The organism is Streptomyces sp. NPDC047072 (genome assembly GCF_040643855.1).
Lineage (GTDB): Bacteria > Actinomycetota > Actinomycetes > Streptomycetales > Streptomycetaceae > Streptomyces.
In genome coordinates this window covers 1-10,581 of record NZ_JBEYVC010000143.1, presented here as the reverse complement: position 1 = coordinate 10,581, position 10,581 = coordinate 1, and the positions used below count along the sequence as shown (strand labels likewise).

The window sequence follows — 10,581 nt, the reverse complement described above, 5'->3', positions numbered from 1 at the left end:
CCCCCCTTCGACCGTCCCCCGCCGCCGGACCAATCACCGTCGAGCGGCTCTCCGCCCTCATGTACTAGAGATCTTCCGGGCCTGCCGGGCGGGAATTGCGCCGCCCGCAGGCCACGATCATCCCGGTGTAGCCGTCACGAAAGGGGGGGTCGGAGGGATCGACGAGAGTGATCTCGAACGAGTCGGCGTACGGCCGGAGACAGGCCCTTACGTGGGTGTCGCTCACCCGGCAGGCCGGATAGGTCTCCGGACCGACGTGATACCCGGCGGACCCCTCGACAAACGCGGCGGCGAACGGGGCGCCCGGTTCGAGTGAGTGGAGGAAGCTGCGGACGGCCCGCGCGAACTCTTCGTGGGAGGTGGACATCGACTCCGCCACGAAGAACATGGTGCCGATGCCCCAGGCCCCGGACGGCAGGTCGAAGAGGTTGCCCTGTTCGACGCGGACCGCGGTGCCCAGCCGGGAACGCGGCTGCGGGATCGAGCGGTAGGGCGGGCGCAGCGCGAGGATCTCCCAGAACTGGTTCCACAGCCACGCCCCGCCTTCCGAAAGGGCGTCCCACTCCTGCCTCTTGAGCCATTCCACGTTCGGCGCGGCCCGGTCGCACAGGGTGATTTCGTGGCACCACGGCAGCAGGGAGAGAGCCGGATAGAGGTTTCCGCCGGTGCCGACGTCAATACCGCGGAGCGAGGACCGGTCGTCGCCCGCATGCTCGAAATGGCCGACGAAGTGGTCCCGGACGATCTCCAGGATCCGGGCGTCCTCCCCGGTCAGACAGCGGTAGTTGGTCTCGACATAGGTGCGCGGGTCGAAAGAGTTCCACGGAGCGTCTTCGTTGAGCACCTGCCCTGACGGCTCATGCACTCTCTCCCCCTCGCCTCGGGTCGTTCCATGGTATGAGGGAATGGTCCGCACGGGGCCAGGATGGTGACAAGTCCCGTGTCAGGGCGCGCGCCTGAACCCGGCCATGGTTCCACTGACGCACAATTCGACATCCCGGCGCAGGAGTTCGCCCTTGGGCCGACGCCCTTCGCCTCGTCTCACGCTCCAGAAGGACAGCAATGCCCGCACCGACCGGAGACCCTCTTCCGCCGCCCGCCGCGCGCGGGCCCGCCACGCCCGCCGCCCCGGTGACGCTGCGTCCCGCACGGGAGTCGGATCTGCCCCGGCTCACCCGTCTCGACGAGCACCTCTTCCCCGAATTCCCCTACCCCTTCTTCGTGTTGCGCCAGCTCTTCGACGTCCACGGGGACGACCTGCTGGTGCTCGACGACGGCACGGACCTGCTCGGGTACGTGCTCGCGGGCACCCGCTCCGATCACAAGCGCAGCTGGATCCTGGGGCTCGGGGTCGATGCGCGGGCGCGCGGCCGGGGATACGGGCGACAGCTGCTGCGGGAAGCGCTGGAACGCCTGCGTCGCGAGCAGGTGGTGGAGGCGGCCCTGACCGTCGACCCCAGCAACACCCCCGCGGTGGAGCTGTACGGTTCGCTCGGTTTCGTGCTCACGGACGAGCGACCGGAGTACTTCGGACCGGGTCAGCACCGACTGATCATGGTGCGCTCGCTGTGACGGCGGGGCCGGGTCGGCGCGGTGCCGGATAGGTCAGCTGCTTGACCCGCCGCAGAAAGGGCGTCGCCTCCACGTGCCGCACTCCCTCAAGGCTGCCGAGGGGGCCGCTGAGGTAGGCGTACAGACCCGCCGTGTCCCTCACCACCGACGTCACCAGGATGTTGGACGGGCCCGCTGTCGCGCTGGCGAAGGCCACCTCGTCGTGGGTGGCCAGGGCCTGGCCGACCGAGTGGAGGGCGCCCGGGTCCGCGGTGATCCACAGGGCCGCCGCGCGCGGGTAGCCGAGGACCTCTGAGTTGTACTCGATGTCCACGTACACCGCGCCCGAGCCGAGCAGGGTCGCCAGTCTGCGTTTCACCGCGGACTCGGAGCGGCCTGTCGCGCGTTGGAGTTCCGGGTAGCCCGCGCGGCCGTCGTGTTCCAGGACCGCCAGGAGGAGTTCGTCCTCCGGGGTGAGAGACGCGGGCCCTGGCTGTGCGTCCGGGGTCAGCGCCGTGATCTCCTCCCGCGTCAGCGCGCCGAACTTTCCGGTCCAGCCCCCTGGGCCGCCGTAGAAGCGGTGCAGGAGCTGGTGGGCGCGGATCTCCATGACGCTCGGGGTGCGCGGGAGCTTGCCGAGGAGGAGTTCGTCGTGGTCGTCGGGGCTGCGGGGGCGGGTCATGCAGACGATCTCCGTGCCGCCGGAGGCGAGGCCGATCCAACCCGTGTCCGGGCGCTTGGCCAGAGCTTCCGAGATGGCCGGGGCGCTGTCGGGTGCGCAGCGCACCCGGAGCATCCACTGGTCGTGGCCGAGGCGGAAGGGGTCGGGCAGGACCACGACCCGCAGGCCGGCCTCGGCGCACAGTCGGCGGTAGCGGCGGGCGATCGTCTGGTCGGAGGCGCCGAGCACCGTGCCGAGCCGGCTGAAGGAGGCCCGGCCGTTGACCTCCAGAGCGCAGAGCAGCCGCAGGTCCAGCAGATCGAAGGTGGGGGAATCCATCGTCAGCATGCCCACTCCTGTCGGGTTCCGGCGGTTCGGTGCCGGACACCGGTGCGATCGTCCGGGTCGGGCCCATCGTACGGATCGAGACGCATCCGTAGGACAGAGGAGTTGGGGACATGCGTACGTGGGGGCCGTTGACGGCCGTATGCCTGGGGACGTTCATGCTGTTGCTGGACGTGACGATCGTGGTGGTCGCCCTGCCGGACATGGCGGGGGCGTTGCACGCCTCGCTCGGGGATCTGCAGTGGGTCGTGGACGGATACGCGCTGGCGATGGCCGCGCTGCTGCTGGGGGCCGGAGCCGCCGCCGACATCCTGGGGCGGCGACGCGTGCATGTGGTGGGCGTGGTGCTGTTCGCCGCGGCGTCGGCGCTGTGCGGGTTGGCGTCCGGACCGGGGACGCTGGTGGCCGCGCGGGCGGTGCAGGGCGTGGGCGCGGCGGCGGTGTTCGCGACGACCCTGCCGCTGCTCGGATCCGTCTACCAGGGCAGGCGGCGTTCCGTGGCGCTCGGGGTGTGGGGCGCGGTCAGCGGTGGGGCCGCGGCGGTCGGTCCGGTGCTGGGCGGGCTGCTCACCGAGGGGCCGGGCTGGCGGTGGATCTTCTTCGTGAACCTGCCGGTGAGCGTGGTCGCGGTCTGGCTGACGCTGCGGGTCGTGCCCGAGTCGAAGGGGCCGCGCGGAATGCGCGTGGACTGGCTGGGGACGGTCGCGTTCGCCGGCTTCGCGGGCGGGACGACGTACTCCGTGGTGCGGGCCGGGAAGGACGGCTGGACGGCGGCCGGCACGCTCACCTCGTTCGGGCTCGCGGCTCTCGCCCTGGTCTGCTTCGTGGTCGTGGAGCTGCGGGTCGCGCATCCGCTGCTCGATCTGTCGCTGCTGCGCAGGCCCGCCTTCGTGGGGGTGATGGCGGGGGCGCTGGCCTTCAACGGCGTGGCGTTCGGGGTGATCGCGTACACCTCGATCTGGATGCAGACGCTGCTCGGGATGAGCCCGGTGCGCGGCGGGCTGACGCTGCTGCCGATGACGGGGGCGGCCGTCGTGGTCGCGATCCTCGGCGGGCGGCTGCTGCACGGGGTGCCCGTCCGGCTGACCATCGGCGGTGGGCTGCTGCTGGTCGGGGTGGGGTCGTTCTGCCAGGCGGTCCTCGGTGCGGGCTCGACCTGGACGGCGCTGACGCCCGGCCTGGTGCTGGTGGGCGTGGGCACCGGGCTGGTCTCGCCCGCGCTCGGGGGCGCGGCGCTGGCGGCGGTGCCCGCGGAGCGTTCGGGCATGGCGGGCGGGGCGGTGAACACCTTCCGGCAGCTCGGGTACGCGCTCGGGGTCGCCGTCTGCGGGACCGTGCTGACCTCGCGGATGCGGGACGCGCTGCCGCGCGAGGCGGCGCACACCCTGGCGGGCGGTGGCGCGGGGGCCCTGCGGGGCACCTTCGGTGAGCACGCGCTGCGTTCCGCGTTCGCCTCTGGCCTGAACTCGGCCTTCGTGGTGATGGGCGCCGCCGGAGTGGCCGCGGCGGCCCTGGTGCTCACCCTCGTCCGGGCGGACGGCGCCGAACGCACCGGAGTGACAAATTCCGGGTCGTCGGCGCTGAAGGAGAGGGAGAGGACAGCGCGGGAGTGACCGTTTCTCCAAGGTCATGAGCCGTAGTCGGGTCGTACAGATTCGGTGGAGATTAGGGTGCCGAAACTTACTCAACCGTCAGCTTTCTGTCCGACCCTTCCCCATGTGAGCGTATTTTCCGCCACTGACCAGCCCATACGTGAGCACCCCTCGGATTCGGCCCCCCTCCCCTCCCGTCTGAAGGTGGGGTAGCTTTCACGGCGCTGTGCGAGGCGCCACGAGAAGCGGGGAGAGGGGTTTGCGCGAGTTCACCAACCCGCCGTTGGCGTTGGCACCCCCGGTGGGCGGACTGGCCGACGTCGTCTTCCGGCATACCCAGGAGGACCCGCTGCACATCGCGCTCGGCCGCAAGGACGACGCGGGCGAGTGGCGGGACGTGACCTCGGCGGAGTTCCGGGACGAGGTGATGGCCCTCGCCAAGGGGCTGCTCGCGCAGGGCATCCGCTTCGGCGACCGGGTCGCGATCATGTCCCGGACCCGGTACGAGTGGACGCTCTTCGACTTCGCACTGCTGTCGATCGGCGCCCAGGTGGTGCCCCTCTACCCGACCTCCTCCGCAGAGCAGTGCTTCTGGGCGCTCTACGACTCCGAGTGCACGGCCGCGATCGTCGAGCACGAGGACCACGCGATGACCATCGCCACGGTCATCGACCGGCTGCCGCGACTGCACCGCCTGTGGCAGCTGGACTCGGGCGCGGTGCAGGAGCTGTACGACGCCGGCGTGGCCATCGAGGACGAGGTGGTGCACCGCCACCGGCAGGCCGTCACCCCGGACTCCGTCGCCACGATCATCTACACCTCGGGCACCACGGGCCGTCCCAAGGGCTGTGTGATCACGCACGGCAACTTCATGTTCGAGGCGGACACCGTCATCGAGCGGTGGGAGCCGGTGTTCCACTCCAAGAAGGGCGACGAGGCGGCGACCCTGCTGTTCCTGCCGCTCGCGCACGTCTTCGGGCGGATGGTGCAGATCGCGGCGATCCGCGGCGGGGTGCGCTTCGGCCACCAGCCGCAGATGAACGCGGCCGCGCTGCTGCCGGACCTCGCCGCGTTCAAGCCGACCTTCTTCCTCGGGGTGCCGTACATCTTCGAGAAGGTCTTCAACGCCTCGCGCCGCAAGGCCGAGAAGGAGGGCAAGGCCGGGCCCTTCGAGAAGGCCGTCGACGTGGCCGTGAAGTACGCGGACGCCATGGAGGCCAAGGCCTGGGGCATCGGTCCGGGCCCCTCGGCGGGGCTGCGCATGCAGCACCAGCTCTTCGACAAGCTCGTCTACTCCAAGATGCGGGCCGCGATGGGCGGCCGGATCAGGCAGGCGATGACCGGCGGTTCGGCGATGGACCGCAGGCTCGGCCTGTTCTTCGCGGGTGCGGGCGTGCACATCTACGAGGGCTACGGCCTCACCGAGACGACGGCGGCCGCCACCGCCAACCCGCCCGAGCGCACCCGCTACGGCACCGTCGGCCCGCCCATCCCGGGCATGACCGTGCACATCGCGGACGACGGCGAGATCTGGCTGCACGGCGCCAACGTCTTCCAGGGCTATCTCAACAACCAGAAGGCCACCGACGAGACCCTGCACGACGGCTGGCTGGCCACCGGCGACCTCGGCTCGCTCGACGAGGACGGCTACCTCACCATCACCGGCCGCAAGAAGGAGATCCTCGTCACCTCCGGCGGCAAGAGCGTCTCCCCCGGGCTGCTGGAGGAGCGGGTCCGCGACCATCCGCTGGTCGCGCAGTGCATCGTCGTCGGCAACGACCGGCCCTACGTCGCCGCCCTGGTCACCCTGGAGCAGGAGGCCGTCGAGCACTGGCTCGCGATGCGCGACAAGCCGCAGATGCCCCCGGCCCAGCTGGTGCGCGACCCGGACCTGGAGACGGAGGTGCGGCGCGCGGTGGTCGCCGCCAACACCCTGGTCTCGCAGGCCGAGTCGATCCGCACCTTCCGCATCCTGGCCCAGCCCTTCACCGAGGAGCACGGGCTGCTCACCCCGTCGCTGAAGCTCAAGCGCAAGGCGATCGAGGCGGCCTACGCGGGCGAGGTCGAGGCGCTGTACCGGGCCTGACGGCTCGTCACACGAGCTGGTAGCCGCGGAGGTTGGTCAGCAGCATGTACGTGTCCTGGAGCGAGCCCGAAGTGTCGCCCAGGGAGCAGTAGATGCCCCACTTCGGGCGCACCCGGTCGGCCAGGAAGGTGTCGACGCCGGTCTTGGAGGCGTCGATCACGGTGGCGCCGCCGGACTTGAGGATCCAACGCACCGAACCCGCCGAGCCGTTGCCGACCTTGATCTGGAAGTCGACGTCGGTCCACTTGTCGTGCAGCGGGTCGAGGCTCGTACGCCCCACGAGGGTGTCGCTGTCGAACAGCTTCAGCTCGATGGTCTGCGCCCCGTTCACCCGGCGCAGCGACTGGACGACGATCGGCGAGGTCCCGGTGCCCGGCTGCTTCATCTGCATGATGTGGGTGAAGCTGGTGGTCGCCTTCAGCGAGCTCGGGATGTACATCGAGTACGTGACCCGCCAGGTCTGGCCCTCGGTCCACTTCAGATAGCTGCTGCCACCGGTGCGCAGGCCGGTGACCTCCTGGCGCTGCCGGTCGGTCGAGGTGTCCCGGTCGACCATGTGCATGTTGAAGCGCCAGTTGCTGCCGGTGGCGTAGATGTGCGGCTGCCCGGCGGTGTGCGAGTCGGCCCGGTCGTCCTCGACGGTCTCGAAGGCGCCCAGTCCGTCGCTACTCGCGGAGGGCGCCCACTTCTGCTGCCAGGAGGCGGCGTGCGCGGGGGTGGCGGCCGGCAAACCGACCACGGCTCCCGCCGCGCCGACGAGGGCGGTGCCCAGCAGAGCCCTTCTAGACGTGTTCATGACATACATCACCTCACAGGTGGGGGGTTCACATTCATGCACAGGGTTCAGTGACGCAATCCAGGGTCGCGTCAGGGCACTTGGCGGTCAATGGTCCGAACCAAAGAGGACGGACGGATTTTCCGGTCAGGAATGCATCACGGCTCGTGATCGTTGACGATGGGAGTACCACCTGACGACAACCGTAAGGATCAAGAGCTCGTGAGCAAGGTCCCCCCGATCATCCTGAACAACGGCGTCGAGATGCCCCAGCTGGGCTTCGGTGTCTGGCAGGTGCCGGACGACGAGGCCGAGCGCGCGGTCGCCACCGCCCTGGAGGCCGGGTACCGCAGCATCGACACAGCGGCGATCTACGGCAACGAAGAGGGCACCGGCAAGGCCATCGCGGCTTCCGGCGTGCCCCGCGAGGACATCTTCGTCACCACCAAGCTCTGGAACAGCGACCAGGGCTACGACGCGACCCTGCGCGCCTTCGACACCTCGCTGGACAAGCTCGGCCTGGACTACCTGGACCTGTACCTGATCCACTGGCCGACCCCCGAGCGCGACCTGTACGTGGACTCCTACAAGGCGTTCGAGAAGCTGCACGCCGACGGCCGGATCAAGGCGATCGGCGTCTCCAACTTCGAGCCCGAGCACCTGCGGCGGCTCATCGCCGAGACGTCCGTCATCCCGGCCGTCGACCAGATCGAGCTGCACCCGCACCTCCAGCAGCACGCGGCCCGCGAGTACCACGCGGAGCAGGGCATCGCGACCGAGGCCTGGTCGCCGCTCGGCTCCGGCAAGGGCCTCCTGGAGGTCCCGGCGATCGTCGCCATCGCCCAGAAGCACGGCCGCACCCCGGCCCAGATCGTGCTGCGCTGGCACCTCCAGCTGGGCAATGTCGTCATCCCGAAGTCCGTGACCCCGTCCCGGATCAAGGAGAACATCGAGGTCTTCGACTTCAGCCTGGACACCGAGGACCTGGCGGCGATCAGCGCGCTGAACGAGGACCGGCGGCTGGGGCCGGACCCGAAGACGTTCAACGCGGCCTGAGGCTTTCGGTCGCCTGAGGCTTTTCGACCGTAGGCAAGAGCGCCCCGGAAGGGTTCCGGGGCGCTCTTCGCCGTGGGCCCGTGTCAGACCGGCTGCCCGATCGGCCGTACGACGACGGTGTTGACGTCGACTCCCTCGGGCTGCCGGATCGCCCACACGATCGAGTCGGCGATCTGGTCGGCGGTGAGCAGGTGGCCGGGCGGCAGGCTGCCGTACGCGTCCCAGAACGGTGTCTCCACCCGGCCGGGCGCGACGAGGGTGACGCCGACGCCGAACTCGGTGACCTGGCGGCGGGTGTTCTCGGCGAGGCCGGTCACCGCCCACTTGGTCGCCCCGTAGATGTTGCCGGGACCGTGGATGAACCCGGCGACGCTGCCGATCAGGACGATCCGGCCGCGGGTCTCCTTGAGCGCGTCGACGGCGGCGCGGATCAGGAGGGCGGGGCCGAGGACGTTCGTCAGCACCATCTCGGCCCAGCCGGCCGGATCCCCTTCGGCGACGGTGTCGTGGGTGCCGAACCCGGCGTTGGCGACGACCGTGTCCAGCCGGCCGAACTCCTTGAGCGTGCCGTCGACCGCCGCCTGGACGTCCGTGTACTCGGCCGCGTTGCCGGGGAAGGTCAACAGGCCCTCGGGGTTGCCGAGTTCCTCGGCGAAGGCACGCAGCCGGGACTCGCGGCGCCCGGTGACGGCCACGCGCTGTCCGGCGTCGAGCAGTTGCCGTGCGACGGCGGCGCCGATGCCGCTGCCACCGCCGGTGATGAGTGCGACGGGTGTGTCGGTCATGGGATCCCCCCGGATTGCGTGGTGTCTCTGCCGGACGGGTGGGAGTACATCAGTTGGAGAGTTCTCGAAGTCAAGTCCCGCAGGAGCCGCGGTACTCGGCGGACGGGAAGTAGCCTCTCCACTCCGCCTCGGGCAGACCACCCGCGGCCCGTGCGCACACCGTGGCCGCCGCCCGGCTCGGCGCCAACGGCAGTGCGCGGTACGGCAGATGGGGTGTGGCGAGGCGTACCTCCCCGCCGCCCGGCGTGATGCCGAGCGCGAGCGTCGGGGCGTCCCCGGCGGGCAGGGTCGCGCCCGGCAGCGCCGGTGCGGCCGTCTCCCAGACGCGCACGGAGCCGTCCGCGTCGCCCACGGCCACCAGCGAGCCGTCGGCGGAGAAGGCGAGGGCCGCTTCGTGGCGGTTGGAGCCGCCGCCGTGGGTGAGGACGCCGAGCCGGCGCCAGCTGCGCGCGTCCCACAGGGTGACGCGGCCCTGGAGGTCGGCTGCGGCGAGATACCGTCCGTCCGGGCTGAAGGCCGCCTGCGCGAGGTAGTCCTCGCCGGTGACGCCCGCCCGCTTCCTGCCGGTCCCGATGTCGACGAGCGGGCCCTCCGGGGTGAGGGCCGTACGGCCGGACGGGTCGGCGGTCACCGTCTCGGCACCGGCCACCACCAGGGGTTTCCGGGCCGGGGCCGACCGGCCCCGGCTGTCGAACGCGGTCTGCCCGAGCGCCCGTTCCCGCCACGCCGGGCCGGTCAGCCCCTGGAGGGAGACGGTGTGCACCGAGGCGGTGCGGCCCTGTACCTCGTAGCGCAGCACACCCGCGGCGAGGTCCAGCCGAAGGTCACCGGTGGCCGTGGAGGCGACCGGGAAGGTGAGCAGCGGCTCGCGCGGGCCGTCGTCCGGCGGGTCGGGAAGGTCCGGGCGCCACAGGGCGAGGGTGCCCGGGCTCAGGGTCAGGGCGTAGTCGCCGGCGAACGCGACGCGGTATCCGCCACCGGCCAGTGGTAGCCGGGGGCGTTCGCGGCCCGTGCGCAGGTCCCAGGTGACGACCCCGTCCGCGCCGGCGGTGGCGACGGCACCGCTGTCGGCGGTGAAGGTGAGGTCGTCGCCCTGGCACAGGGTCCGTCCGGTGGCGGCGGGCACCGGGGTGGCCACGGGGCGCCGCCGTACCGTGTCGAAGAGGCGGGGCAGTCCGCCGTGGTCCGTGCACCAGGCGAGGTAGCGGCCGTCGGGGCTCTGCACGGGCAACGGCCCGTCGCCGGTGCCGTGTTGGTGGCGGAACAACATCCGCTCCCCGCGCACGTCCCAGATCTCCAGGTCCGCGCGCTCGTCGGCCGCGCCATGGGCAAGGCGACGGACCAACAGGGCGCGGCCGTCCGGGGTGAAGGCGGCGTCCGTGTCCCTCCATGAACCGATCGGGAGGCGGCGCCTGCTGCCGTCGGCGAGACCGGCGACCACGAGCGCGTCGGCATCGTGATACGCGACGTACCGCCCGTCCTCGCTGCCGTCGACGAAGCCCTCGGAGAGCCCGGGCAGCGGCACGGCACGTAGCCGGCGGTGTGTGGTGACGTCCCACTGGACGAGCCTGTCGTGCGCCACCGTCGACAGGATCCGGCCGTCCCGGCTGGTCCAGGAGGGCGTGTTCTCAAAGCTCACGCCCTAGTCGGTCTCGAGCATCCTGTCCCTGCCCACCTTCGCGGTGCCGACCACCACGACGGCCGCCCCGAAGACCTCCGGCACACCGCCC

At 71.0% G+C, this 10,581-nt stretch carries 9 protein-coding genes; 4 read left to right on the top strand and 5 right to left on the bottom strand.

The genetic code is table 11. The annotated features are described in order from the left end of the window. Window positions 1–64: 64 nt before the first annotated feature. Window positions 65–865 carry an SCO2525 family SAM-dependent methyltransferase gene (locus ABZ896_RS39335; RefSeq protein ID WP_360939885.1) on the bottom strand — a complete coding sequence of 267 codons (801 nt, stop codon included), beginning with the start codon at window positions 863–865 and terminating at the stop codon, window positions 65–67. A gap of 197 nt (window positions 866–1,062) precedes the next feature. Between ABZ896_RS39335 and ABZ896_RS39330 the strand changes: the two genes are divergently transcribed. Further along, a complete protein-coding gene (locus ABZ896_RS39330; protein ID WP_360939883.1) occupies window positions 1,063–1,572 on the top strand; it encodes an N-acetyltransferase in 510 nt (169 codons plus the stop codon). Here the strand turns inward: ABZ896_RS39330 and ABZ896_RS39325 are convergent. Further along, complete coding sequence (locus tag ABZ896_RS39325) at window positions 1,553–2,560, bottom strand: Lrp/AsnC family transcriptional regulator (protein WP_360939881.1); 1,008 nt, start codon at window positions 2,558–2,560, stop codon at window positions 1,553–1,555. The two genes, ABZ896_RS39330 and ABZ896_RS39325, sit on opposite strands and share 20 nt — an antisense overlap. A 110-nt stretch (window positions 2,561–2,670) precedes the next feature. On the opposite strand from ABZ896_RS39325, the gene ABZ896_RS39320 reads away from it, so the two are divergent. After that, window positions 2,671–4,170, top strand: a complete 1,500-nt coding sequence (locus ABZ896_RS39320; protein WP_360939879.1) for an MFS transporter — start codon at window positions 2,671–2,673, stop codon at window positions 4,168–4,170. 238 nt (window positions 4,171–4,408) lie between these two features. Further along, a complete protein-coding gene (locus tag ABZ896_RS39315; protein WP_360939877.1) occupies window positions 4,409–6,235 on the top strand; it encodes an AMP-binding protein in 1,827 nt (608 codons plus the stop codon). A 7-nt stretch (window positions 6,236–6,242) separates the two neighbouring features. On the opposite strand, the gene ABZ896_RS39310 is transcribed toward ABZ896_RS39315, so the two are convergent. Continuing rightward, window positions 6,243–7,031, bottom strand: coding sequence for a Tat pathway signal sequence domain protein (locus ABZ896_RS39310; protein WP_360939875.1), 789 nt, complete (start codon window positions 7,029–7,031; stop codon window positions 6,243–6,245). A gap of 159 nt (window positions 7,032–7,190) precedes the next feature. Here ABZ896_RS39310 and ABZ896_RS39305 point away from each other — a divergent pair, with 159 nt between their 5' ends. Next, on the top strand, window positions 7,191–8,066 hold the full coding sequence (locus ABZ896_RS39305) for an aldo/keto reductase (RefSeq protein ID WP_360939873.1): 876 nt from the start codon (window positions 7,191–7,193) through the stop codon (window positions 8,064–8,066). Between the two features lie 83 nt (window positions 8,067–8,149). Here ABZ896_RS39305 and ABZ896_RS39300 read toward each other — a convergent pair whose 3' ends face one another. Together ABZ896_RS39300 and ABZ896_RS39295 are read right to left on the bottom strand one after the other, a co-directional pair. Next, window positions 8,150–8,851, bottom strand: a complete 702-nt coding sequence (locus ABZ896_RS39300; RefSeq protein ID WP_360939871.1) for an SDR family oxidoreductase — start codon at window positions 8,849–8,851, stop codon at window positions 8,150–8,152. 70 nt (window positions 8,852–8,921) lie between these two features. Then, window positions 8,922–10,490, bottom strand: a complete 1,569-nt coding sequence (locus ABZ896_RS39295; RefSeq protein ID WP_360939869.1) for a hypothetical protein — start codon at window positions 10,488–10,490, stop codon at window positions 8,922–8,924. Window positions 10,491–10,581 lie beyond the last annotated feature (91 nt).